This is a genomic window from Xylanibacter ruminicola, assembly GCF_900142525.1.
GTDB classification, from domain to species: Bacteria; Bacteroidota; Bacteroidia; order Bacteroidales; family Bacteroidaceae; genus Prevotella; species Prevotella ruminicola_A.
In genome coordinates, this window is record NZ_FRBD01000010.1 from 34,667 (window position 1) to 60,227 (window position 25,561).

A 25,561-nucleotide genomic window follows, 5' to 3' on the forward strand; every position below is an offset into this window, starting at 1 on the left:
ACAAATTTATTTGGGTTTTTCCGAATGTAAATACCTTCGAGCATTGCTCATAGGTGCGAATCATGAAGTAAAGGAAATCTATTTTAGATTATGCGTGTTCGTACACAATGTAAATATATAACCACCTAAATGTTTCAGATTGTAAGCAAAATATGATTGTTTGCTTACAGATTGTTACTTTTAAAGAAAAAGTAGATGAAAATGTCAGCAATCTCGCGCGTATGATGACAAAATGATATATCTTTGCACCAAAAATCTGACAAATAGTAAGATTAATGAAGGATAATATGACAAAAAGAAAGCAAACTCAAACCCAAAAAGGACTCTATCAGAGCGACTATGAGCATGATGCTTGCGGCGTGGGAATGGTAGTGAACATTCACGGCGGAAAGAGTCACGATCTGGTAGACAATGCACTGAAAGTGCTGGAAAACATGGAACATCGCGGAGCTGAGACTCGCGACAAGACTGGCGATGGAGCCGGTATCATGGTACAGATTCCGCACGAGTTTATCCTGTTGCAGGGTATTCCTGTGCCTGAGAAGGGTAAGTACGGAACGGGACTGGTATTCCTGCCAAAAGACGAGAAAGCGCAGCAGGACATCCTCTCAGTAATGATTGAGGAGATTGAGCGCGAGGGTCTGACCCTGATGCACCTGCGCGCTGTGCCAACTAACCCTGAGGTGCTGGGTGCCGCAGCTCGCGAAGTTGAGCCCGACATCAAGCAGATTTTTGTTACTGGCATCGCCGACGAGCAGGTGCCCGTATTCGAGCGTATATTATATAAGGTACGCAAGCGTATAGAAAACCGTATCGACAACGAGGATTTTTATATCTGCTCGCTGTCGAACAAGAATATCATCTACAAGGGAATGCTGACCAGCGGACAGCTGCGTCGCTATTTCCCTGACCTGAGCAACGATTACTTTACAAGTGGATTGGCGCTGGTACACTCGCGATTCTCGACCAACACCTTCCCAAAGTGGAAGTTGGCACAGCCTTTCCGCCTGTTGGCCCACAACGGAGAAATAAATACCATTCGTGGTAACCGCGGTTGGATGAAGGCTCGCGAGAGCGTGCTCTCAAGTGAAGCCTTAGGCGATATCAAGGACCTGCGCCCCATCGTACAAGAGGGTATGAGCGACTCTGCCAGCCTGGATAACGTGTTTGAGTTCCTGATGCTGAGCGGACTGAGTCTGCCACAGGCGATGGCTATTCTGGTGCCAGAAAGCTTCAACGACAAGAACCCCATCAGCGAGGACCTGAAGGCCTTCTACGAGTATCACTCTATCCTGATGGAGCCATGGGACGGTCCTGCAGCGCTGCTGTTCTCGGATGGTCGATATGCCGGCGGAATGCTGGACAGAAACGGACTGCGCCCCAGCCGCTATACCATCACCAAGGGTGGTATGATGGTAGTAGCCAGTGAGGTTGGCGTGATGGACTTTGAGCCAGGCGACGTGGTATCGAAAGGTCGTCTGCAGCCAGGAAAAATTCTGCTGATTGACACCCAGGAGGGTAAGATATACTACGATGGCGAGATTAAGGAGCAGCTGGCTAAGGCCCATCCTTATCGCGAGTGGCTGAACGAGAACCGCGTGCAGCTGGAGAAGTTGAAGAGCGGTCGTAAGGTAGACAATGGTGTGGAAAATCTGAACGCTAAGCTGGTGCAGTTCGGCTTCGGTCAGGAGGATATCGATAAGACCATCATCCCTATGGCCACAGCAGGTCAGGAACCTGTGGCTGCTATGGGTAACGACACGCCGTTGGCTGTCATCTCAGATCGTCCACAGGTGCTGTTCAACTATTTCCGTCAGCAGTTCGCACAGGTCACCAACCCTGCCATCGACCCTATCCGTGAGGAGCTGGTAATGAGCTTGACGGAGTACATCGGTGCCGTAGGAACCAACATCCTGACGCCTGATGCCAGCAACTGTAAGATGGTTCGCCTGCCACAGCCTGTGCTCACCAACACCCAGCTCGACATACTTTGTAACATCCGCTATAAGGGCTTCAAGACAATAAAGCTGCCAATGCTGTTCGAGATAGACCCCACCCCTAACCCCTCCCCTGAAAGGGGCGGGGAGAACCTGAGGGTGGCTATTGATCATTTGTGTCTGGACGCTGAGAAAGCCGTTGACGAGGGTGTGAACTACATCATCCTCTCTGACCGCGACATCGACGACAAGCATGCCGCCATCCCATCATTGTTGGCTGTAAGTGCCGTTCATCACTATCTGATTAGCGTGGGTAAGCGCGTTCAGACAGCCCTGATAGTTGAGAGCGGTGAGATTCGCGAAACCATGCATGCAGCCCTGTTGTTGGGCTATGGTGCCAGCGCACTCTGTCCATACATGACATTCGCCATCCTCGACGACCTGGTGAAGCATCACAAGATTCAGGAGGAGTACGCTACTGCCGAGAAAAACTACATCAAGGCTGTGGATAAGGGCCTGAAGAAGATTATGAGTAAGATGGGTATTAGTACCATCCGTTCATATCGTGGCGCTAAGATTTTCGAGAGCATCGGACTGAGCGAGGACCTGCTGAGAAGATACTTCGGTACTGAGGTGAGCACCATCGGTGGTGTAGGCCTGAAGGAGATTGCTCGCGATGCTATCCGTCTGCATGAGGAGGCCAAGCAGCAGACCATGCTGCAAAACCAGGGTCTCTTTGCTTGGCGCAAGGATGGTATCAAGCATGCTTGGAACCCTGAGACTATTGCACAGCTGCAGCTGGCTACCCGCCAGGGCAACTACGAGAAGTTCAAGCAGTGGTCGGCCATCGTCGACGAGAAGGAGAGCCCAATCTTCATCCGCGACTTCTTCAAGTTCAAGAAGGCTGCCAAGCCAACACCTATCGACGAGGTAGAGCCCGTTGAGAGCATCGTGAAGCACTTCGTAACAGGTGCCATGAGCTTCGGCGCTCTGAGCATCGAGGCCCACGAGGCCCTGGCACTCGCCATGAACAAACTGGGTGCACGCAGTAATACTGGTGAGGGTGGTGAAGACAACGCCCGCTATCACTCAGAGGTGGATGGCGTGAGCCTTTCAAGTAAGACCAAGCAGATTGCCAGTGGACGTTTCGGCGTGACAGCCGAGTACCTGGTGAATGCCGAGGAGATACAGATTAAGGTGGCGCAGGGTGCTAAGCCTGGTGAGGGCGGACAGCTGCCTGGCTTCAAGGTCAACGAGATTATCGCCAAGACGCGTAACGCTATTCCTGGCATCTCGCTGATTTCACCTCCACCTCATCACGACATCTACAGTATCGAGGACCTGGCACAGCTCATCTTCGACCTGAAGAATATCAACCCTACAGCTGCCGTCAGCGTGAAGCTGGTAGCCGAGAGTGGCGTGGGAACCATCGCCGCTGGTGTGGCTAAGGCTAAGGCCGACCTCATCGTCATCTCTGGTGCCGAGGGTGGTACAGGTGCATCGCCTGCAAGCTCTATGCGCTTCGCAGGTATAAGTCCTGAGATTGGTCTCGCTGAGACTCAGCAGACGCTGGTGATCAACGGCCTGCGTAATCAGGTTCGCCTGCAGACCGACGGTCAGCTGAAGACTGCCAAGGACGTCATCATCATGGCCATGCTGGGAGCCGACGAGTTCTCGTTTGGTACGCTGCCCCTGATTGTGCTGGGTTGCGTGATGATGCGTAAGTGTAACACCAATACCTGCCCCATGGGTGTGGCCACCCAGAACCCCGAGCTGCGCAAGCACTTCCAGGGTCGTTCGGAGTACGTGGTGAACTTCTTTACCTTCCTGGCCGAGCAGGTGCGCGAGTACTTGAGTGAAATCGGCGTGAAGAGCCTGAAGGAGATTATCGGTCACACAGAACTCATCGAGGTTGATACTACCAACGCTACCGATAAGCAGAAGACCATCGACTTCGGTCGTCTGCTGCACAAGCCTGAGACAGAAAAGGCCCTCTATTGGGATCGTGGCGCATTCACCAAGGTTACTGGCGTGAAGGACGAGGAGATTATCAAGGCTGCCGAGAAGGCTATCGAGAGTGGCGAGGAGATTACCCTCGACTACGCCATCAAGAATACAGACCGTGCCGTTACCACCATGCTCTCTGGTGTCATCGCCAAGAAATATGGCGAGGCTGGTCTGCCTGATAATACGATTAACATCAAGTTCAAAGGCTCAGCCGGTCAGAGCTTTGGTGCCTTCGCCGTGAAGGGCGTCAACCTGAAGCTCGAGGGCGAGTGTAACGACTACTTCGGAAAGGGCCTCTCAGGCGGTCGCATCTCTATCCTGCCTCCAGCCCGAAGTGGTGAGGATTTCCATGCCGAGGACAACATCATCGCTGGTAACACCGGCCTCTATGGTGCCACCTCTGGCGAACTCTATATCAATGGTAAGGTGGGCGAGCGCTTCGGCGTGCGCAACTCGGGTGCCATCGCTGTCATCGAAGGTGCTGGCGACCACTGCTGCGAGTATATGACTGGCGGACGCGTGGTTGTGCTGGGCAAGACAGGGCGTAACTTCGCCGCTGGTATGAGTGGTGGTGTGGCCTACGTCTACGACCCTGACCATACCTTCGACTACTTCTGCAACATGGATATGGTGGAGCTCTCGCTGGTCGAGGACAGCGTATCACGCAAGGAGTTGCTCGAACTCATCCGTCAGCACTACCTGCACACAGGCTCTGCCCTGGCAGGCCGCATGCTCGACGATTGGCAGCGCTACGTTCAGGACTTCATCCAGGTAGTCCCCATCGAGTACAAGCGCGTGCTGCAAGAGGAGCAGAATAAAAAGCTCCAGGAGAAGATCGCCAATATCCAGCGCGACTATTAATGTTCAATGATCAATGTTCAATAGATAATCATGGGAAATCCAAAAGCATTTTTAGAGATACACCGCCAGGAGGCGGGATACCGTCCGATTCACGATAGAATCCACGACTTTGGCGAGGTAGAGCAGACGCTCAGCACTCGCGAACGTAAACTGCAGGCATCGCGCTGTATGGACTGCGGCGTGCCCTTCTGCCATTGGGCATGTCCGTTGGGCAACAAAGCCCCTGAGTGGAACGATGCACTGTACAAAGGCGACTGGGAGTTGGCTTATCGCTTGCTCAACAGCACTAACCCCTTCCCAGAGTTCACTGGCCGCATCTGTCCCGCCTTGTGCGAGAAGGCCTGTGTGCTGAACCGTTTTAACCACGAGCCAACTACCAACCGTGAGGACGAGTGCGCCATCACAGAGATGGCCTTCCAGGAGGGATTTATCACGCCCAAGACCGACATCCAGCGTAATGGCAAGAAGGTGGCAGTAATTGGTGCTGGTCCTGCTGGACTGGCTGCTGCCAACGACCTGAACCTGATGGGCTACAAGGTAACAGTATTCGAGAAGAACGAGGCTGCCGGCGGCTTGCTCCGCTATGGTATCCCCAACTTCAAGCTGAACAAGGCTATCATCGACCGCCGTATCAGCCTGCTTGAGGCCGAAGGCATAGAGTTCTGCTATGGCAATGCCATAGCCCTAGATGATCTAGCCGGGCTAGAAAAACTAGCCAGCGATTACGATAGCGTCGTAATCGCCACTGGAACGCCAACGGCTAGAGACCTCAAGGCCCCCGGCCGAGAGCTGAAAGGTGTTCACTTCGCCCTCGAGATGCTGTCTCAGCAGAATCGTGTGCTGGCTGGTATGGAGTTCAGCAAAGACGAGCGCGTAACAGCCAAGGGCAAGGATGTGCTTGTGATTGGTGGTGGTGATACTGGTAGTGACTGTATCGGTACTGCCCATCGTCAGGGTTGCAAGAGCGTCACTCAGATTGAGATTATGCCTAAGCCTGTAGAAGGTCCTGAGGACCCCCAGAACCCTTGGCCCAACTGGCCTCGCACCCTCAAGACCACCTCTTCGCATGAGGAGGGTTGCACCCGCCGTTGGAACATCAACACCTTGGAGTTCCTGGGTAAGGATGGCAAGCTGATAGGTGTAAAAGTTCAGGAGATTGACTGGAAGCCAAACCCAGAGGGTGGACGCCCCATCATGGTAGAGAAGGGTAAGCCCGAAATCATCAAGGCCGAGCTGGTTCTGTTGGCTATGGGTTTCCTCAAGCCTGAGCATCCTGAGTACCCCAAGAACGTCTTCGTCTGTGGCGACTCTGCCAATGGCGCCAGCCTCGTAGTTCGTGCCATGGCCTCAGGCAAGCAGACTGCTCAGAAAGTGAATAGCTATCTTGCTAATAAATAGTCAAATAGTAAATAGTCAAATTGTCAAATGACAAAGATAAGGTTCACCAAGATGCACGGAGCTGGCAATGACTACATCTACGTCAATGCCATGCAATACCCCATCGACGACCCTGCTAAAGCATCTATCCTTTGGAGCGATCGCCATAAAGGCATCGGCTCCGATGGATTGGTGTTGATTGATAAATCGCCTGTTCCTGAGGCCGACTTCTCTATGCGCATCTTTAATGCCGATGGCAGCGAGGCCATGATGTGTGGCAATGCATCGCGATGCATAGGTAAATACCTCTACGAGCGCGGACTGACAGATAAGACAGAAATCCGCCTGCTCACACTCTCAGGTGTTAAAATCCTGAACCTGCATGTGAGTGAGGGGTGTGTAGACTCCGTGACCGTTGATATGCTCGAACCAAAGCTAGAAGACGAAACCCAGTTTCTGGTTCATCATGGCATGGATAAAGGCACCTTTGTATCGATGGGCAATCCGCACTATGTGATATTTACAGATAATGTAGATCAGGTAGGCGAGACAGGGCGTATATTGGAACATCACCCAGCTTTCCCTCAGCGTTGCAACATTGAGTTTGCAACCCCCCTATCGTCCCCCGAGGGGGATACAAAAGCCTCCCCTCGGGGAGGTATGGAAGGGGTTTCTATCCGCACTCGCGTATGGGAGCGTGGTAGTGGTATCACCCAGGCTTGTGGCACTGGAGCGTGCGCTACTGCTGTGGCAGCTGCACTGACAGGTAAGGCTGGTCGCACATCGCAAATTGTGATGGATGGTGGCACGCTTACCATCGAATGGCGCGAAAGTGATAACCACGTCTATATGACTGGTCCAGCGGAATTTGTGTTCGATGGAGAGATATTTTATTAATAGATTCTCAATTTTAGTTTCAGATTGTAAGCAAACAACCTAACTTAACTTACAAATTGTAACTTGTGAATAAAAAGTAGATAAATATTGCAGCTTAAAGTTGCGTTTTGCTTTCAAATTGTCGTATCTTTGCAGCGAAATCGTAACAAAGTGTAAGCAAATCGTATAACAAACATAAAAAAGATTGATTATGGAAGCATTAAGATTTCAGGTTGTCGGCGAGGCTTTTAAGAAAAAGCCCCTCGATGTAAAAGCCCCAAGTGAGAGACCTTACGAGTATTTTGGTAAGAAGGTCTTCAATCGTGAGAAAATGTACAAGTACCTGCCAAAGGACGTTTACGAGAAGATGGTCGATGTTATCGACAATGGATCACGTCTTGACAGAGCTGTAGCCGATGCAGTAGCCGCTGGCATGAAGCAGTGGGCTGTAGAGAATGGCGTTACTCACTATACTCACTGGTTCCAGCCTCTGACAGAGGGAACAGCCGAGAAGCACGACTCATTTATTGAGCACGACGGCAAGGGTGGTATGGTAGAAGAGTTTACTGGCAAGCTGCTTGTTCAGCAGGAGCCTGATGCTTCTTCATTCCCTTCAGGTGGTATCCGTTCTACCTTCGAGGCTCGTGGTTACTCAGCCTGGGATCCAACATCTCCAGTTTTCATTATCGACGATACCCTTTGTATCCCCACTGTATTCATTAGTTATAGTGGTGAGGCACTCGACTATAAAGCTCCTTTGAAGCGCGCTCTGCATGCCGTAAACGTTGCTGCTACCGATGTTTGCCATTACTTTGATCCAGCAGTTAAGAAGGTACAGAGCAACCTTGGATGGGAGCAGGAGTACTTCCTGGTTGACGAGGGTCTGTATGCTGCACGTCCTGACCTGCTGCTCACTGGTCGTACCCTGATGGGCCACGATTCTGCAAAGAACCAGCAGATGGACGACCACTACTTTGGAGCTATCCCTGAGCGTGTGGCTGCTTTTATGCGCGACCTTGAGATTCAGGCCCTGGAGCTGGGTGTTCCTTGTAAGACTCGCCACAATGAGGTGGCTCCTAACCAGTTTGAGCTGGCTCCTATCTTTGAGGAGACTAACCTGGCTGTCGACCACAACATGATGCTGATGAGTCTGATGAAGAAGGTGGCTCGTAAGCACGGATTCCGCGTGCTGCTGCATGAGAAGCCATTCGCTGGCATCAACGGTTCTGGTAAGCACAACAACTGGTCACTCTCAACTGACAACGGCATCCTGCTGCACGCTCCTGGCAAGACTCCAGAGGCCAACCTGCGCTTCGCTACCTTCATCGTTGAGACACTGATGGGTGTTTACAAGCACAATGGATTGCTCAAGGCCTCTATCATGAGTGCTACCAACGCTCACCGTCTGGGCGCTAACGAGGCTCCCCCTGCCATCGTATCTTCATTCCTTGGCAAGCAGGTTAGCGAGTTGCTCGACCACATCGAGACTGCCGATAAGGACTTCCTGGCTATGGCTGGCAAGCAGGGTCTGAAGATGGATATTCCTGAAATTCCTGAGCTCCTGATCGATAATACCGATCGTAACCGTACCTCTCCATTCGCCTTCACAGGTAACCGTTTCGAGTTCCGTGCTGTAGGTTCTGAGGCTAACTGCGCCAGCGCTATGATTGCCCTGAACAGCGCCGTTGCTGAGGCTTTGGTTGACTTCAAGAAGCGTGTTGACGCTCGCATCCCTGAGTTTGAGAAGAAGCTGGCCGGCACTGAGCACAGCGCAAAGTTCCACGCTATCATCGACGTGCTGCGCGAGGACATCAAGACCTGTAAGCCCATCCGCTTCGATGGCAATGGCTACAGCGACGAGTGGGTTATCGAGGCCGAGAAGCGTGGTCTCGACGTAGAGAAGAGCTGTCCGAAGATCTTCGAGCGTTACCTCGACGATGCCAGCATCGCAATGTTCGAGAGCCTGGGCGTGATGACCCAGAAGGAGCTCGAGGCTCGTAACGAGGTGAAGTGGGAGACCTACACCAAGAAGATTCAGATTGAGGCTCGCGTACTGGGCGACCTCTCAATGAACCATATCATTCCAGTGGCTACCAGCTATCAGAGTCAGCTGCTGAAGAACGTTGAGAATATGGCTGCCGTATTCCCAGTCGACAAGGCCGAGAAGCTGAACGCTCGTAACATCAAGATTATCGAGGAGATTGCTGAGCGCACCTCTGCCATCGAGAAGGGTGTTGAGGAGCTGGTAAATGCTCGCAAGCTGGCTAACAAGATTGGCGGCGAGCACGACAAGGCCATCGCCTACCACGATACCGTAGAGCCAAAGCTCGACGAGATCCGTTATCAGATCGACAAGCTCGAACTGATTGTTGACGATGCGCTGTGGCCACTGCCTAAGTACAGAGAGTTACTGTTCATCCGATAACAGAGACATCAAACAATTCTTTTTTTGGTTGTTTGAAGTTTGCGTGGGGACTTGACGCTGAGATAGCACCAAGTCCCTCTTTTTTATCTCTTTCTGGCAATTACGTAGATGATGACGGGGGCGCCGATGAGGGGGGTGACAGCATTCAGGGGTATGACGCCGCTCTCGCCTGGCAGGTAGCAGATAAGGTTACACACCAGGGCTACTACAGATCCGCAAAGCAAAGTGGCGGGCAGCAGTTGGCGATGGTTATCAGTTGTAAGTAAAAGTCGCGCAATATGAGGAACAGCCAAGCCGATAAAGGCCACAGGACCGCAGAAGGCGGTGGTGATGGCTGTGAGCAGACCAGTTACTATCAACAGCCAGTTGCGAACTCGCATGATGTTCACACCTAAGTTCTCAGCATATCTGTCGCCCAGCATCAGGGCGTTAAGGGGTTTTATCAGTAGCAAAGCACCAAACAGTCCTGCTAAGGTGACGATGGCAAACACAGGCATATTGGCCATAGATACACCACCAAACGAGCCCATGCCCCATACCATATACGACTTAACGCCCTCGTCGGTAGCAAAGAAGTTGAGCAGCGATATGGCTGAATTAGAGATGTAGCCAATCATGATACCAATGATGAGTAGCATAACGCTGTTGCGCACCAAGGTAGAGAAAAAGAAGATAATGGCCATTACCGCCATGGCTCCCACAAAGGCGGCCAACAGGATGGCGGCAAAACCTGTAATGCTGACGGAGCCAACAGATAGTCCGCCACCAAGGAATAGCATCACCAGCGCCACACCAAGACCTGCACCACTATTCACACCAAACACACTTGGACCTGCCAGAGGGTTGCGGAAGGCCGTCTGCAACATCAGTCCGCTAACGGCCAAGGCAGCACCACACAGGGTGGCTGTGATGGCTTGAGGCAATCGCGACTCAAGAACAATGAACTGCCACGATGCCTTGCTGGCCTCATTGCCCATAAGGATACTGACAACATCAGCGGCTGGAATCCTGACCGATCCCAACAGTAGATTGAGGGCGAAGAGAATGATGACCACTAATCCCAATCCCAGGCAATAAGCTGTACCTTTGTTCATACAGTGGGCAAAAATAAGAAAAAAAATCCGTTTATCACACCATTCGTCACAAAAGATAGCAGAATATCCCAAAAATTGGGGCATTTTGCAACTAAATGTAATTTTGCGGCGTCCAATACGACAAATGATGACAGAAAATGTCACATGATGTAAAAATCAAAAATTGATTAGAAATATGAAAAAGCTAAATTTAAGAATGACAGCTCTGATAGCTGCAATGATGATGACCGTTATGAGTTTCGCCAACCGATGGAGCAGCGAGAACAGAGCGATGCTTGCATCGGCTATGTCGAGTCGCGACAGAGGTCGAGCTGTGCTCAAGACACAGGACTGGGGCGGACGCGTAATAGATGAGAACGGTGAGCCTATGCCATTCGTTAACGTAGTACTGCTGTCGCTGCCCGACTCTGCATTCGTGCAGGGAGGCATGACCGACGAACAGGGCATGTTTAAGATTGTAACAGATGTAAACGAAGGATTGTTTAAGGTAACCAGCGTGGGATATCAGACCTTATATATAAAGGCAGGTCAGGACTTGACCATCCAGATGAAGGAAGACACCCAGTTGCTGAAGGAGGTGGTAGTAAAAGGTCAGCTGCCTAAGACTCATGTGAAGGGCGACGCCATGCGTACCACCGTTGCTGGAACCATCCTGGAGAAGGCAGGAACCATCAGCGATGCACTGACTAAGATTCCATCGCTGGCTGAGAGTGATGGCGGCATCAAGGTGTTGGGCCGTGGCGAGGCTGAGATTTACATCAATGGTCGCAGACTGCAGGATGTAAGCGAGCTGGGTCGTATCAACTCCGATCAGATACTGCATGTAGATGTAGTTCAGAACCCTGGTGCACGCTATAAGGCTTCGACTAAGGCCGTGATTCGCATCACACTGAAGAAGGCTCAGGGCGAGGGTATCAGCTTCCAGGAGAAAGCTCAGGGTATGTATCAGTATGGTGCTTCTGCTAACAATCTGTTCGATATCAACTATCGTACGGGTGGACTCGACCTCAAAGGCTCATTCTGGGCTGGTAGCTATGCCCACGCCAAGAGCCTGCAGGAGGACGATATGTACTACCTGGTGGGTAAGGACGAGGTTATCGGCTACTCAAAGCAGGAGACCCGCCATAAGTGGAAGGGCCTGTCGCCCCAGTTGCAGTTCAACTACATGATCGACGAGAACCACAGTCTGGGTGCATTCTATAAGTACGACTATCACCCCAGCGGTACGCTGACCAGTCAGTTTAATACCGACGAATATCAGAACGGCCAGTTCATGGAGCGTTCAGAGAGCGAGGTATACCAGGACGAGAAGTTCAAGAAGCACATCTTCAACGCCTATTATAATGGTAAGGTGGGCAATCTGGGCATCGACCTGAATATCGACGGACTCTTTGACGATACAGAGGCTCCTGGATACACCCGTGAACTGGCTTGGGCCGATGGTGTGAAGACCGGTACTCCTGATGTTCGTAACATCGAGAGCAACACCAAGAGTGCTAACAACTTCTGGGCCTCGAAGCTCATCTTCAGCTATCCGCTCTTTAAGGGTAACCTCTCAATAGGAGGCGAGTACTCGTACAACCATCGTACTGATGCCTACTCATTCGTGGCTTCTGAGGCTGTGCCTGTAACCACTACCGATACTGAGGTCAATGAGAAGTCGGCAGCTGCATTCGTGGAGTATGGACACCAGTTTGGAAAGGTATTTGTTCAGGCCGGTTTGCGCTACGAGCACCTGAAGAACGACTATTACAACTTTGGAAAGCGCGACGACGAGGTGTGCCGTAACTATGGCGACTGGTTCCCATCGCTGGTCATCTCTGCTCCAATAGGTAAGGTTCAGACGTCGCTCTCGTATCGTTGCGACATCGATCGCCCTGCATACGGAAATCTTACCAGTTCTACGATTTACCTGAACCGTTATGCTTATCAGAGTGGTAATCCATATCTGAAGCCTATGTACACCAACAGCGTTGTACTGAACGTGGGCTACAAGTGGATGGGAGTGAACGTTGATTACAGTAGGATTAAGGATGCCACAACCATGTGGTCAGAGCCATTCCCAGGTGCCGACGATCCGCTGGTCTGCCTGCTACATCCTATCAACACAAAAGACGATTATAATCAGCTGAGTTTCAACACGTACGCCAGTCCTACAGTTCAATGGTCAATGTTCAATGGTCAATGGACTTGGCATCCCACATGGTATGTTTATCTGCAATTCCAGAACTACAAGTCGCAGTGTGCCGATGGCTCTGTTATCACGCTCGATCATCCTCTGATGCAGGTGGGTTGGAACAACACCATCTCGCTGCCCAAGAACTGGCGCATCAATGCAGATGCCAGCCTCCTTCCAAAAGGCGATTCAGGCAACTGCCGTCTTATGACGGCTCAGGGAAGTGTAAATCTGGGTGTTCAGCGCGACATCAATCTGCGCAGTCTGGGTTCGCTCACTCTCGACCTGCGTTGCAACGACATCTTCTCCACTAATAAGGCTAACGGCACCATGTATGGTCCACGCGAGTTGACTTTCCGTAATCCTACCCGTCGCACCTTCGTTATGAACCTGACATGGAAGTTCAACGAGGCTCGCTCTAAGTATCGTGGTAGCGGTGCTGGTGAGAAGCAGAAGGCACGTATGTAGTTTAATGCATAAAAAGCCGCCGACAAGTTCCTTTTCGTGGAGCCTGTCGGCGGACATTTCATTTTAGAAATACAGTGGGCCATGCCCCATGCAGCTAGTGGTTCCCAGCGCAGTCAGTGCAGCTGTGAGTGCGGCTACTACCATCTTCACCGCAATCTCAATCAGGCGTGTCTTCTTCATAGTCGATTTTTCTCATTTTAATCTCCCGGATTTGGAGTCAGACCTCCTGTTGGTCCGTCATACTCACCATTATTCTCAGGGTCTTCCACCTCACCAGAGGTAGAGGTTACACGCTTCACCTCCTTGCCATTGCGGTCGATGCAGGTAATCTGAACGGTGGTGCTTGCCAGCTCGTCCTTCAGGTCGATCGATGGAGTGAAGATGATTCTGCGGCTGGTAATCAGACCTGCCTTCACGTCCTCTACCTTCTCCACAGCCTTGCTTCGCAGTCCGAATCGCATCGAACCCAGTCCGGGCAGAGCCACGCTGTGGCCTTCAGTAGCCCAAGCCTTAATTACCTCTCCAGCAGCATCCCAGCAGGCCTTCATCACGCCCTGGCTCACGCCGCTGCGCATAGCAGCCTCCTTAATTACCTTTGTCTGAGTTAGACTGGTGTACAGATCAGCCTTCATCACATAGCGATAAACGCCAGGATCATTCTCATTCTTCGAAAACTTCAGCAGTCTCTCTACTGCCTTTACCTTAAGTGCCATAAATTAATTAAAATTTTAAGGGTGTAAAAACTTTTCCTTCTCCTTAAAACCTCTTCCTTATTCCTCCGTTTTTGCGCTTTGCCTATGAAAATCTTGCTCCATGGTTAACAAAAATTTTCCCGTTGGCTATGCCGCAAATTTTAGACGCTTTTGTCCGTTTTGCATCTATGATGCAAAGGTACAAAATTTTCCTGAATTATGCAAGAAAAAGAACAATTATTTTTCAAAAAACTTGCAACCTGATAACTGAATTGAAACTATCAAGTTACCCACTTACCCAGTTACCCACCTATGACAGGAGTATTTCCTGAAAAAGTTCTTGGACGAGCCAAGCGAGCAAGCTCGAGCGGACCATAAAGCCTTATTATTAATATATATTATAATATATATAATAATAAAACTATCCTCTATTTAACTTGTACCTTTAGAGTCCCCTGATAGGGGACGGCTATAATGCAGGGGTACAAACCCATTTCAAAAATATGAACTACATAACCTCTACGACCTTCTTGTCATAAGTGGGTAAGTGGGTAACTGGGTAAGTTCGCATTATTGTTTTTTCTTATTGTTGAATGGGCCTAGACTGGTTATCCCGTCAACATGTTCAAATAGTTGTGGCTCAACATTTGCCTGCATCGGATCGAGTATGAAGTCAATCCCCTCTCGACGAGCCAATTTTGCTGCAGGTACAAAATCGGAGTCACCAGAAAACAAAACTATGGTATCCACAAACCGCTTCAATGCCAAGGTCGCAATATCCACTCCAATTTTCATGTCGATGCCCTTTTGCTGCACATCAAGGAATATCTCTGAATCCTTCAGCTCTTCCAGTTTCTTTTTCCCGGATAGCAACTCCTTCACCCTCCCTGGGTAAATCTGCCAATTATGGTTGTCTTTCAACGTTCCAATTCTCAGGGCTACCTTACGTTTGCGCTTAAGCGTTTCCAGAAGTTCCATACGAAACTTGTACTCATCAGTATTGCTGAAATCTACCAGTTTCTTACTGATGGGGTTATGTACTTTCTTATCTAATGGTAAACAATCATAATAGAAAATACGATAAAGGGTGTTGTTATTGCCAACGTGCTTCATTGCCATTGTATAAAGGTGATCAGCAACCTGTGCACCAGTCATCTTGCGGTCTTTGTTATAAAGGCTGTTGAATCGTTTTACAAAGAAGCCGCCATCTATCAACACGGCAATCTTTACGGGAGGTAAGTTGTTTTTCTGCTTCATAATAGCTTATAAAAAAATGCTCAAGGGTTGGCACATCCATTATCAAGAACAAGCGGCATATTAGAGCAGCTTTCGAATGTGCTTCGCCATGAGCCTAATCATGGTGCAAAGATAGTGGTTATATTTTAATAAAGCAAAAAATTTGCCAAAAATCGTCCGATATTTAACATTTATATAGCCAGGATCGGCAAAATATGGCCGAAATATCAAGAACTGCGACCTTGTGATGCAGTTTTATTTTTTTAGAGATTTTGGGAAAGGTAATGAGGAAGACGGTATTGTGGGTGGTCTTTTAATAATCCGTAAAAGTCGCGGCACAAGGTGTAACATTTGCGTGTAATTGTGTACTTTTGTTGATGAAGGGATCGACAAAAGTACTTTTTTATGCCCTTTTTTGAAAAAAGTTTGGTCTAGAGGTTATCTTTTACGCCCCCTTTCCTGTCTATAAGAATAGAATGAAGAAAGAAAAGATAGAAATATTGTTCCGACAGCACTACGGCCCAATGATACGGTTGGCAAAGCGGATGCTCTACGACGACGAGGAATCGCGCGACGTGGTGAGTGAGGTGTTTGCCACGCTGATAAAGACTGACATCCTACCAAAGAACATGGAGGGTTATTTGATGGCAAGTGTCAGGAACCGATGCCTGAATCTGCTGGAACACAAGGATGTGAGGGCCAAGTTCGAGCAAGCCTATACACTGGAGATGAAGCAGAACATGGTGACAGACGATGACACGATCTCCTATACGTCTGTTGAACAATGGTATCAGCAGATGATGGCCTACGCCAAGAAGCATCTGACAGGACAGACCTTATTGGTGTTCCGCATGAGGCATATAGACGGCATGAAGTATCAGGAAATAGCTGACCAGTTGGGCATCAGCCGCGTGATGGTCTATAAACATCTGGCAAAGGCCATGAATACAATCAAGGAGTATAACAATCAAAAGAAATAAGACTATGGAGAGAGACGAGAAAATCCAGTTGCTATTGGACATGCAGGAGCATCCTGAACAGTTCTCAGAACAGGCATTGCAGACAATGCTTGACGATCCCGAAGTACGCAAGCTGATGGAAGCCACGACACAGTTGAAACAGGCTATGTTGTCTGATGAAAACGATGTGAACAATGTAGATGCCGAATGGCAGCGTTTCGCACAGACTCATCTGACAGAGCAGAAGCCAGAGCGCAGTTGGTTGAAGATAGCTGCCACTTTTATTGGCATATTAATGATGTCGGGTATTGCCTTTGCTGCTATCCATATCATACGCAATTTCTCTAATGCAGGTATAGAGCCGCAAAAAACAATCCAAGAAACAACAATTGCTAATCCACACCAACTGCCAGCAGACACTATAAAAACAGACACCATACCTTCTAAGGTGGTACGCTACGACGAGGCCACACTCGAACAAATACTTACCGACATGGCCGACTATTACGGACTGTCGCTGATCTGGAAGAGCGAGGATGCCAAGACGCTTCGTTTGTTCTACATCTGGAACAAGCAGCAGTCGGCAGTAGAAGCTATAAGAAGTATGAATTCCTTTGAGCGCATCCGTTTGGAACTGAGCGATAGCATCCTGACAGCAGATTTACAAACCAGTAGTCCCAAACAATGACCATGAGAAGATTAACTATCATTTGTGCGCTCTGTTTTGTGGCTACATTGGCTTTGGCTCAGCGCATTACCCGACACTATGATAACGTGTCGATGTCGAAGGCCTTGATGGAACTCAACGACCTGCAACATGAGTATACCGTCAACTTCATCTATGACGAACTGGAGGATTTTAAGGTCACGACAGACATCAAGCATGAGAAACTGACTGATGCCATTTTGCAGATTGTTGGTTTCTATCCTATCCGAGTTGTCAAAAGCGGAGAGCATGAAATTTTTGTAGAGTGTACGCATAAGACAGACCGCCACCTGACGGGTACTATCATTGATGAACAGGGCGAACCTGTGGCATACGCTAACGTAGCAATCCTCAATCCTTCTGACTCCACTCTTCTCAGTGGCGGAGTCAGCAACGAAAGCGGCTACTTCGCTATTCCATACGAACAGCCCACGGTTCTCGCACGTATCTCATACGTCGGTTACAAGACCGTCTATCGGCACTGCAATCAGCCTAATGTGGGTACAATACGAATGCAGCCTGATAACTATACACTGAATGGTGTAGTCGTACAGGGTGAGCGTCCAAAGGTAGTGCTGCAAGGCAATTCACTGATGATGAATGTGGAAGGAACAGTGATGGAACGTTTAGGTACGGCAGAGGATGTACTCACACGTGTTCCGATGATTGCCAAACGGGGCGAGGGATTCGAAATCTTAGGCAAAGGGGCACCACTTATCTATTTGAACAACCGTAAGTTGACTGACCTGAACGAGTTGAGAAACGTCCAGTCGGACTTTATCCGCAGTGTGGAGGTTATCCAAAATCCAGGTGCTCGCTTTGATGCTTCAGTTAATGCAGTTATCATTATCCGCACCAAGCGGGCTGCTGGAGAAGGTCTGGGTGTGGAATTGTCATCGTGGTCTCGCTGTGGGCGTGGTTATGCCAATAATGAGAGAATCAATCTTACCTACCGCACTGGCGGTCTGGAACTATTCGCCAACCTCTTTGGGGCCTATAACAGAAGGAAAAGCAGTGGCGAGTTCGAACAGACGGTATTTGCCGATACACTTTGGGTGATTAACAATAAGCAGAAGGATAATGTTCGCAATCCCTTCCTTGAAGGACGATTCGGTTTCAACTACCAAATCAACGACAACCACTCTTTCGGCGGATTCTACCAGAATACCTATGACAATGTGAAGACTCGTAGTGAGTATGATGATGACTTACAAGCCGACGGAGTGCCATACGACCACTTGCAGAACAGCAGCGTCCGGCGTGACAAGAACGCGCCCACACATCAGGTCAATCTTTACTACACAGGAAAAGTGGGCCAGCTCAGCATTGACTTCAACGCTGACTATACCTCCCGTAAGCAGCAGAGTCGCAATCAGCAGCAGGAACTCAGTACCGAGTACGAAGACCGCGATGTAAATACCGAGAGCCAGACACGCAGTAAGATGTTTGCCGAGAAACTCTTTGTTACACATCCGCTATGGAAAGGTCTGATAGAAGTCGGCGAGGAATATACCAATACGTGCTGGCGCAGCAGATTCGACAACCCCGAGGGATACATTACCAACAGCAACAATGAGCAGCACGAAAGCAACATTGCGCCCTTCATGGAACTGCGCCAGCGTTTGGGACGCTTCCAATTGTCCGCTGGTCTGCGCTACGAGCATGTGGAATCTGAATATTATGTCAATGGTATTCGTCGTGACGATCAATGCCGTACCTACGATGACTTTTTTCCGTCCTTTTCAGTTTCTACGTCAGCCAAGAATCTGCAACTATCTTTCAGTTACGCCAAGCGGACAACACGTCCTTCATATTGGCAGTTGAGTAGCGATGTCACCTATGAGAATCGCTTGAACCGGCAGACGGGCAATCCCTATCTGAAACCCGTCAAGTACCACAACCTGAACGCAATGGTGATGTGGAAGTGGCTCTATCTGATGACCAACTTCTCCCATTGTGTTGATCCTATTCTTTATACGGCGGGCAGTCTGGAAGAGGATTCAAAGGTGAATTTTGTGACCTACCTGAACTATGATCATGCCGACTGGCTCACTGTTACTTTGGGCGCACAAAAGAACGTCAAACTGTGTGACAGGATAACATGGACTCCACAATACAACATGTCGCTGATGAAACCTTGGTTCAAGTCACTGTTTAATGGTCAAGAGAAGAGTTTTAGCCATCCGATGCTGACCCTGCAATTAGGCAATATCGTGTTACTGCCTCACGACTGGCTGCTACAGGCCGACTTCAATATGCACACTCACGGCAATACAGGCTCAAACATTTGGGTTGACTGCACTAATCCAATGCTCTCGCTCAGCGTCAGCAAAGACTTCTTCCAGCGCCGTCTCAACGTCAAATTGACAGGCAACGACCTCTTCAATGGAGGCATCAACCATGTCATGCTTTACAGCAATAGGATGATGTACCGTAAGATGGAGGACAACGATTCCCGTTGCATCCAACTCTCCTTGCAATACCGCTTCAATGTCACTCCGTCTAAGTATAAGGGTACTGGTGCCGGTAATTCTGAGAAGAACAGACTTTGAATCTGACGAGGTGTTCCTGTGGCAATAAAACTTTACCTGCTTCATCATTATAAGGAAAGGAAATAACCATGGGGCACCTCCACATTAATACATAATATGGAAATGAAACGACAAAGAATATATAAAGGTTTAAGCCCATAATATGATTGGATGCGCAAAAGATACCACTTATCTTGGACGTAGACCATAGATAAGACTGCATTTTTGCGGAAAAAACAGAAAATGTTTTGTGTTTTGCCCAAATTGCAGTATCTTTGCACCTTAGAATATAGTAGATAGAGCGACAGCTTTCTGTACTACTCACAAAATTACCACAAGAGATGAAGCACGGGAAGACTGCTGTTAGCTCACATCGCATAGCAATATGGGTGTGGGCTTTAGCGGTATCCATCTGTGCTAAGGTGTGTGGTAATACCTGTGAGTAGATGTTCTTGCCGCTATCGCCCCGCATCCTTTTTTTTAGGACATTGATATCTATTATATTTTAATCAATTACAGAATATGAAGTACAACGAAGACGATCCAGACAATCTGGACGGACTCGGCGGCATGCTGCCCGCTGAAGTCCTGAAAATGTTGAATGAACTGCTGGAGCAAATGCACAGGACAGGTCATATCAATCAAGGCAGCAAAATAGAAGTAGTGTATGTCGCCTCTGGCGGACAGCATGTAGAGACCATTCAGAAACAAATTATCGCTTCACATCCCAACCCCAGCCTCACCCCTCGCTCGGCCGAAGGACGCTTGCAAGGCAAGAACCCCTCTCCAAAGGGCGAGGGGAACTTTAAAGAGCGAGGTGTAGATACCGTCAAGGATGAAAGGAACTTGCCTGAAGTTCTTGCCACCAATGAAGCGATGATGCTATGGAAGAAAGTGCGAGATGCAGGCTATGTGGATGACCACTACCAGCCGCTAATCTCCCGTACGCAAGCAGCATTGTTGGCCGATGCTATGGCGGAGCGGTTAGGCATCAAAGAGAAGTGGAAAGTGTTTGAGACGTTGTGGAACAGGAATTATATGCGGAGTGATTATAACTTGGCACTCACCCAACAACAATCACTGGATTTCCAAGATGAGTTGAAAAGTATGTTTAAGTAAATCCTAATTTTAAGTCCTAATGCAAATGCATTGGGACTTTTTTTATGTTCTTGTTTAAACCGTAGTACCCTCGCGTAGTACCCCAGTGGGTAGTAGGAATGAGAAGCTCTTTGTACATTTGCAACCGAAAATTCATAAGGAGTTTGATTAAAGGAAAACGAAGCAAGGATATGATTGTAAATTCAAAAAAACTGTTTAAAAGAATGGAAGCAACAGTAAGAATTTTGAATCAGTCGGGGCTGATTACTCGTCAGTACACCGACAAGAAAACGGGCGAGCAGAAGGTGATTAACTCTGTGATGCTCAAGTTGACGGACGGAACGGATTCTTTCCTCGGTGAGATTACCGGCGAGAGGGCTGTGAATTGTCCGAAGTTCGACCCTCAGCACCAGTACAAGGTGCAGTGCTCTATGGTGGTTCGTGAGTGGAACTCGCAGCAGACCGGCGAGGCTATGCAGGCTACTACGATTTACGTTGATAAAATAGGTATGGTATGACTTTAGAGTATCTTGAACTTATGGAAGACGTAAAGAAGACTCAGGAGAATGAGGTGCAAGGCACCTCTTCTCCACGTAGGAAGCTGGTGGAGAGCTATAAGTCGAATACGCGTCGCTATGATGACGGGTCGATAGAGATAGCTCCGCAAGAGAAAGGTGAACCGAGTCAGAAGGATGTGAAGAAGGTGGGGCGCTCTAAGCGATATGCCACTACCGGCAAGAATCCGCTGACTTGCATTGAGTTGAAGTGTCCTGAGAACGTGCCTGACAAGGCTGCCTTCTTCCACAAGGAGTTGGCTAAGTTGACTAAGGACATGGAGATTGAAGAGCCGCAGATGCCTGAGGGTGAGTTCCTGTTGAATGAGGACAACGTGAAGGTACGCTTTGCGGCAAAGGAGCACAAGGTGGTGGCCTGGCTCACATTTGAGGCTAAAGGATTGATAGACGTAAGGAGAGAGCTGTACAATCTAACAAGCAAGATTGACAAATGTTTTGTTATCAACGAAGCTTCGGTTTGCCAACAGAAGTAGTAACTTTGGAACAGTTTCGGGCGCTTATCACGGCGCCTGAAACTATCAGAAAAGTCAGAGAGGCCCGTGAGGCTCTGGCTCGTGGCGACAAGAACGCCTACGACAGGAAGAAGAGGGGGCTGCCTCTGGCTATCTTTATCGGTACCTTTGAGGAGTCGGTAAAGGTAATGAAGGACAAGAACTCTGGCGAGGAAAAGGCTGTTAGCGGCTGCTGGCGACTGCAGAAGCATTGCAGGTTGAACGGGTTGTGCGTCATTGACTTTGACCACGTTGACGAGGTTAACGAAAACGATAACCAAAACGATAACCCGAAGCGTTCGCTGAAGGAGATTTGGGATGAAGCCTACGCACGATTGAGTGATGAGGACAAGGCGAGGATTCTCTTTGTGTTCGTTACGCCAAGTGGGCATGGACTGAAGGTGGTTTTCATAGCCGATGCTGCGGTAGGCAACCTGATTGACAACCAGATTGTCTTTTCAAGGAAGCTGGGGCTGAACCCTGATGAGGCCTGCAAGGATGCCAGCCGAGGGGCGTTCCTGACTACGAGTGAAGATATTATTTATATTGACGAAGAAAGACTGATTACGTATCAGGACGATACCTTCGGCGAGAAATACAACGAAGCGTATCATCAAGGTCACAGCCAGGCGACGATATCGAACACGGATAACACGGATGGAACGGATAAGGCTGTTAAGACGAACACAAATCTCACAAATCTCACGAATCCGTCAGATCCGAACAATCCGTGTTCAGAAAAAGAATATCTCGGTGTCCCCTTCAAGACGATTATCGAGGCTTGGAGCAAGCAGCGGTTCAGCGGCAGCAACGTGTCGAGGCATGAGGCCAGCGTGGTGTTGGCTCGTGACTTGTACATCATGACTGACCGCGACAAGCAGGCTACTCTGGCTTTGCTGATGGCTCAGAAGTGGGTACAGGAAATCGTTCAGGAGCGATGCGAGGATGTGGAGCGTACCGTGAATAATGCGACTGACTATGTGGCGGCGCAGGAAAACGAGAATGCCAAGAAGGGAAAGGTGTGGTTGCCGAAGATTTCGAAGGAGATGAAGGCAGCGTTGGAGGCAGTTGGGGCGGTTGAGAGTGCGGAGCAAAACCTCCAATCTCAAACCTCCAACCTCAAACCTGATGATGACGTTTATGCCGTGCTGCCCTTGGAAGAATGGGCAAAAGAGCTACAGGAGATGGCGCAATACTATCCCTGCCTAAAGGAACTCTTTCTTAATGTGCATCCGCATAAGTTGCCTGCGGTGCTGTTTAGTAGTGCAGCCCTGTTTGGTACTTTGATGACTCGTGCTTGGTATCACTTCTGGTATGAGCCGGAGATTGTCAGGAGGCTAAATTACAGCATCTTCATCATCGGTGACCCAGGAGCCGGTAAGAACATCGTAGAAAAGTTCTACAAGAAGATTGCCGACCCGATGATTCAGGCAGACCAGTGCTTGATAGATGCCGTGAACCGCTACAAGGAGGGCAGAACAGAGCGCAGTACCTCGACAAAGGCACAAAAGGGTGAAGCCCTGAAAAGACCCGTGGTGGGAATCAGAGTGCATCCAGCCCGTACCGCTACCGGTGAGTTTATCCGCCACATGAATGCGGCTATTGAGACGGTTCAGGGCGTGCCTTTGAACCTCCACATGTTCTCGTTTGATGCTGAGCTGGATAACGTCACCAAGCAGAACAAGGGCGGTGACTGGAAGGACCGAGAAATCATGGAACTCAAAGCGTTCCACAACGAGGAAGAAGGTCAGATGTATGCCAACCAGGAGAGCTACACAGGTATGTTCAACGTCTATTGGAACTTCATCTACACCGGCACGCCGTATGCCCTGCACCGCAAGGTGAACCAAAGGAATTTCGGTACGGGTATGTCAACCCGACTGGCTGTGATTCCGCTGCCTGATAAGGGCTTGGCTAAGCGAAACCAGGTGGTAGATCCGAATGCCAACGAGACGCTGAAAACGTGGGCCTATCGCCTGGATAAGGTGGAGGGAGAACTGCCTATTGAACCGCTAAACGATGAAACCTACGACTGGCAGTCATCTCGTATGGAGATAGCTGAGTTCAACGGCGACAAGGCTGACAGAACGCTTCTGAAGCGAATCCCATACTACGGCATCGGTATCTCTCTTCCGTTTATCCTGATGCGTCATTGGGATGAGTGGCAGGAGAATCACACCCTCACCATGGATGATAGGGATAAGCGGCTGTGTCGTTTGGCAATGGAAATCCAGTACAAATGCCAACAGTTCTATTTCGGCGAGATGGCTTTCAACTACTTTGCCGACCAGAACAGGGAGTTCGTACAGCGTCGCCGCACAGGTCGCTACGAAGAGTGTTTCCGTAAGTTGCCCGATGAATTCAAGACCCAGCAGTTCATGGACGGCTTCGGTGTCTCTCAGTCTGCTGCCCAGCGTTCCATCGCAAGGCTCCAGCAGGATAACCTCATTGAAAGGGTGAAGTACGGGGTTTATAGGAAGGTTCTTCAGGAATTGCCATAAGGTGTTCCTGAAGATACCCACTTACCCAGTTACCCACTTATGACGGGAAGGAAATTGCAAGTTAAAAGTTTAAAGTTAAAAGTTATGCTACCAAGAGGAATTCGTAATCACAACCCGCTAAATATCCGCAGGTCTAAAGACCAGTGGAAGGGTATGGCAGAGGTGCAAAGTGACCGCGCCTTTGTGCAGTTCAAGTCACTGGAATGGGGGTGGAGAGCTGCCTTCTACCTGCTCACACGTACATATTATCATAAGTATCGCCTCTATACCATTCGAGGCATAGTGAGCAAGTGGGCGCCACCAAATGAGAACAATACCAAGGCCTACATCGCCAACGTCAGTCGCCTGACTGGCATCGACCCCGACGAGCCGATAGGCATCCCGTCAGACAAGCCCAATCGATGGATGGCAGTAGGCATGGCAATGGCAATTCAGGAAAGCGGAACTGACAGTCTGGATTACTTCGCCATGCTGCGAGGCTGGGAACTTTTGAAGCAGTGAGTGCAAAGCGATGCTTGCATCAGCTTTGCCGAGTCGCGCCAAAAGTCAACGAAGTTAAATGGCGAGGGCCGATGTATGAACCCCCAGAAATGTCTTAATGCAATTAAACGCAGTAAATTAGTCTTTTAGCGAGTAAGTAATTGTTGTTACTACGCGAAGTTTCTTGATGTACGGGGTGTTCTGGTCGCGATCTTCTATCTCGAACTGTCCCTGACCAGCTGTTTGTATCTGTCCCAAATCAGAGTTGCTGGCTTCAGCAAACTGCTCTGCCGTCTTCTGGGCGTTCTTGATAGCCTCGGCCATCATCTCCGGCTTCATCTGCTGGAACGATGCATACTCATATTGGGGGTTGCTGTTCTCGATAGCCACACCTTGCTTCAAGAGCTCTGCCTGCTTAAAGATAGCCTTGTTTACCTCTGTAACCTTATTGGTGGCCACGGTAATCGTGGTGGTCACAATGTAGCGGAAGTTCTTCTGGTTGTCGCCCCATTCGCGTGCCTCAAGGTCGCTGATTGAAGGTGGATTAACCGTAATCTCCTTTTCTTCGAGGCCATTCTGTTTCAGAAACTTCTTGATTTTATCCGTCTGGGTATTGATGTTCTCATAAAGCAAAGGCAGATCGTTGCCAGTAACCTTCGTGCCGATACTCCAAGTTACCTTATCAGCAGGAACTTCTCGCTCGGCTAATCCCTTTACGGTTACCTTGCGGTCTTTGTTAGCAAAGTTATCAATTCCTGCCTTGATAAATAATCCCATAAATGCAATGCCCAAAGCTACGAGGGCGGCTGCAATAATACGATTTTCTTTCATACGCAATTAAGTTTTATTGTTCAACGGTGCAAAGATAAATATAATTTCTGTTGTGTGCATGGGGAAATTCCCTATTTTTGCAGTTGGTTTTCCCTATAGTAATGTAATCTATTGCCGCTAATTATATTTCAATCTGAAAGCAAAACCATCAAGTTTACTTTCGGATTGTTATTTCAAGCGAAAAAGTAGATTGAAAAATGAATAAAAATAACTATGGTTTGCAAAGAAATAACTACCTTT

At 49.1% G+C, this 25,561-nt stretch carries 18 protein-coding genes; 13 read left to right on the forward strand and 5 right to left on the reverse strand.

What is annotated here, in order from left to right; genetic code table 11:
* Window positions 1-287: 287 nt before the first annotated feature.
* The 4 genes from gltB (at window position 288) to BUB86_RS07575 (ending at window position 9,483) form a co-directional block, all read left to right on the forward strand.
* On the forward strand, window positions 288-4,805 hold the full coding sequence (gltB, locus tag BUB86_RS07560; RefSeq protein WP_073208082.1) for a glutamate synthase large subunit: 4,518 nt from the start codon (window positions 288-290) through the stop codon (window positions 4,803-4,805).
* Between the two features lie 30 nt (window positions 4,806-4,835).
* The gene (locus tag BUB86_RS07565; protein ID WP_073207822.1) at window positions 4,836-6,203 is read left to right on the forward strand and encodes a glutamate synthase subunit beta; all 1,368 of its coding nucleotides are present in this window, start codon (window positions 4,836-4,838) and stop codon (window positions 6,201-6,203) included.
* Between the two features lie 27 nt (window positions 6,204-6,230).
* On the forward strand, window positions 6,231-7,079 hold the full coding sequence (gene dapF, locus BUB86_RS07570; protein ID WP_073207826.1) for a diaminopimelate epimerase: 849 nt from the start codon (window positions 6,231-6,233) through the stop codon (window positions 7,077-7,079).
* Between the two features lie 190 nt (window positions 7,080-7,269).
* Window positions 7,270-9,483, forward strand: a complete 2,214-nt coding sequence (locus tag BUB86_RS07575; RefSeq protein ID WP_073207829.1) for a glutamine synthetase III — start codon at window positions 7,270-7,272, stop codon at window positions 9,481-9,483.
* An 83-nt stretch (window positions 9,484-9,566) separates the two neighbouring features.
* Here BUB86_RS07575 and BUB86_RS07580 read toward each other — a convergent pair whose 3' ends face one another.
* Window positions 9,567-10,577, reverse strand: a complete 1,011-nt coding sequence (locus BUB86_RS07580) for an iron ABC transporter permease (RefSeq protein ID WP_073207832.1) — start codon at window positions 10,575-10,577, stop codon at window positions 9,567-9,569.
* Between the two features lie 175 nt (window positions 10,578-10,752).
* Between BUB86_RS07580 and BUB86_RS07585 the strand changes: the two genes are divergently transcribed.
* Window positions 10,753-13,221 (forward strand): TonB-dependent receptor domain-containing protein, encoded by a 2,469-nt coding sequence (locus tag BUB86_RS07585; RefSeq protein WP_081373149.1) that lies wholly within the window; start codon window positions 10,753-10,755, stop codon window positions 13,219-13,221.
* Window positions 13,222-13,284: 63 nt separating this feature from the next.
* Here the strand turns inward: BUB86_RS07585 and BUB86_RS17600 are convergent, their stop codons facing one another.
* The 3 genes from BUB86_RS17600 to BUB86_RS07595 form a co-directional block, all read right to left on the reverse strand.
* Window positions 13,285-13,401, reverse strand: a complete 117-nt coding sequence (locus BUB86_RS17600; protein ID WP_175549438.1) for a smalltalk protein — start codon at window positions 13,399-13,401, stop codon at window positions 13,285-13,287.
* Window positions 13,402-13,418: 17 nt separating this feature from the next.
* Entirely contained in the window at window positions 13,419-13,934 is a 516-nt protein-coding gene (locus tag BUB86_RS07590) for a DNA-binding protein (RefSeq protein WP_073207839.1), read from the reverse strand.
* Window positions 13,935-14,483: 549 nt separating this feature from the next.
* Entirely contained in the window at window positions 14,484-15,170 is a 687-nt protein-coding gene (locus BUB86_RS07595; RefSeq protein ID WP_073207842.1) for an NYN domain-containing protein, read from the reverse strand.
* A 455-nt stretch (window positions 15,171-15,625) separates the two neighbouring features.
* Between BUB86_RS07595 and BUB86_RS07600 the strand changes: the two genes are divergently transcribed.
* The 8 genes from BUB86_RS07600 to BUB86_RS07635 all read left to right on the forward strand — a co-directional run bounded on the left by BUB86_RS07600 (window position 15,626) and on the right by BUB86_RS07635 (window position 24,511).
* On the forward strand, window positions 15,626-16,129 hold the full coding sequence (locus BUB86_RS07600; protein ID WP_073207844.1) for an RNA polymerase sigma factor: 504 nt from the start codon (window positions 15,626-15,628) through the stop codon (window positions 16,127-16,129).
* Window positions 16,130-16,133: 4 nt separating this feature from the next.
* The gene (locus BUB86_RS07605; protein ID WP_073207848.1) at window positions 16,134-16,796 is read left to right on the forward strand and encodes a hypothetical protein; all 663 of its coding nucleotides are present in this window, start codon (window positions 16,134-16,136) and stop codon (window positions 16,794-16,796) included.
* Between the two features lie 2 nt (window positions 16,797-16,798).
* Entirely contained in the window at window positions 16,799-19,366 is a 2,568-nt protein-coding gene (locus BUB86_RS07610) for a TonB-dependent receptor domain-containing protein (protein ID WP_073208084.1), read from the forward strand.
* 501 nt (window positions 19,367-19,867) lie between these two features.
* The gene (locus BUB86_RS07615) at window positions 19,868-20,464 is read left to right on the forward strand and encodes a hypothetical protein (RefSeq protein WP_073207851.1); all 597 of its coding nucleotides are present in this window, start codon (window positions 19,868-19,870) and stop codon (window positions 20,462-20,464) included.
* Window positions 20,465-20,667: 203 nt separating this feature from the next.
* Complete coding sequence (locus tag BUB86_RS07620; protein ID WP_139261512.1) at window positions 20,668-20,961, forward strand: hypothetical protein; 294 nt, start codon at window positions 20,668-20,670, stop codon at window positions 20,959-20,961.
* A 20-nt stretch (window positions 20,962-20,981) separates the two neighbouring features.
* Window positions 20,982-21,491: a hypothetical protein gene (locus BUB86_RS07625; RefSeq protein WP_175549439.1), complete on the forward strand. Its 510-nt coding sequence runs from the start codon at window positions 20,982-20,984 to the stop codon at window positions 21,489-21,491.
* Between the two features lie 5 nt (window positions 21,492-21,496).
* Window positions 21,497-24,010, forward strand: coding sequence for a hypothetical protein (locus BUB86_RS07630; RefSeq protein ID WP_254795124.1), 2,514 nt, complete (start codon window positions 21,497-21,499; stop codon window positions 24,008-24,010).
* 84 nt (window positions 24,011-24,094) lie between these two features.
* On the forward strand, window positions 24,095-24,511 hold the full coding sequence (locus BUB86_RS07635; RefSeq protein ID WP_073207862.1) for a hypothetical protein: 417 nt from the start codon (window positions 24,095-24,097) through the stop codon (window positions 24,509-24,511).
* Window positions 24,512-24,628: 117 nt separating this feature from the next.
* Here BUB86_RS07635 and BUB86_RS07640 read toward each other — a convergent pair whose 3' ends face one another.
* Entirely contained in the window at window positions 24,629-25,321 is a 693-nt protein-coding gene (locus BUB86_RS07640; RefSeq protein WP_073207866.1) for an SIMPL domain-containing protein, read from the reverse strand.
* Window positions 25,322-25,561 lie beyond the last annotated feature (240 nt).

What these genes read in the sequence shown, in the direction of transcription:
- gltB (WP_073208082.1), top strand. Translation starts at nt 288, where the DNA reads ATGACAAAAAGAAAGCAAACTCAAACCCAAAAAGGACTCTATCAGAGC.
- BUB86_RS07565 (WP_073207822.1), top strand. Translation starts at nt 4,836, where the DNA reads ATGGGAAATCCAAAAGCATTTTTAGAGATACACCGCCAGGAGGCGGGA.
- dapF (WP_073207826.1), top strand. Translation starts at nt 6,231, where the DNA reads ATGACAAAGATAAGGTTCACCAAGATGCACGGAGCTGGCAATGACTAC.
- BUB86_RS07575 (WP_073207829.1), top strand. Translation starts at nt 7,270, where the DNA reads ATGGAAGCATTAAGATTTCAGGTTGTCGGCGAGGCTTTTAAGAAAAAG.
- BUB86_RS07580 (WP_073207832.1), bottom strand. Translation starts at nt 10,577, where the DNA reads ATGAACAAAGGTACAGCTTATTGCCTGGGATTGGGATTAGTGGTCATC.
- BUB86_RS07585 (WP_081373149.1), top strand. Translation starts at nt 10,753, where the DNA reads ATGAAAAAGCTAAATTTAAGAATGACAGCTCTGATAGCTGCAATGATG.
- BUB86_RS17600 (WP_175549438.1), bottom strand. Translation starts at nt 13,401, where the DNA reads ATGAAGAAGACACGCCTGATTGAGATTGCGGTGAAGATGGTAGTAGCC.
- BUB86_RS07590 (WP_073207839.1), bottom strand. Translation starts at nt 13,934, where the DNA reads ATGGCACTTAAGGTAAAGGCAGTAGAGAGACTGCTGAAGTTTTCGAAG.
- BUB86_RS07595 (WP_073207842.1), bottom strand. Translation starts at nt 15,170, where the DNA reads ATGAAGCAGAAAAACAACTTACCTCCCGTAAAGATTGCCGTGTTGATA.
- BUB86_RS07600 (WP_073207844.1), top strand. Translation starts at nt 15,626, where the DNA reads ATGAAGAAAGAAAAGATAGAAATATTGTTCCGACAGCACTACGGCCCA.
- BUB86_RS07605 (WP_073207848.1), top strand. Translation starts at nt 16,134, where the DNA reads ATGGAGAGAGACGAGAAAATCCAGTTGCTATTGGACATGCAGGAGCAT.
- BUB86_RS07610 (WP_073208084.1), top strand. Translation starts at nt 16,799, where the DNA reads ATGAGAAGATTAACTATCATTTGTGCGCTCTGTTTTGTGGCTACATTG.
- BUB86_RS07615 (WP_073207851.1), top strand. Translation starts at nt 19,868, where the DNA reads ATGAAGTACAACGAAGACGATCCAGACAATCTGGACGGACTCGGCGGC.
- BUB86_RS07620 (WP_139261512.1), top strand. Translation starts at nt 20,668, where the DNA reads ATGGAAGCAACAGTAAGAATTTTGAATCAGTCGGGGCTGATTACTCGT.
- BUB86_RS07625 (WP_175549439.1), top strand. Translation starts at nt 20,982, where the DNA reads ATGGAAGACGTAAAGAAGACTCAGGAGAATGAGGTGCAAGGCACCTCT.
- BUB86_RS07635 (WP_073207862.1), top strand. Translation starts at nt 24,095, where the DNA reads ATGCTACCAAGAGGAATTCGTAATCACAACCCGCTAAATATCCGCAGG.
- BUB86_RS07640 (WP_073207866.1), bottom strand. Translation starts at nt 25,321, where the DNA reads ATGAAAGAAAATCGTATTATTGCAGCCGCCCTCGTAGCTTTGGGCATT.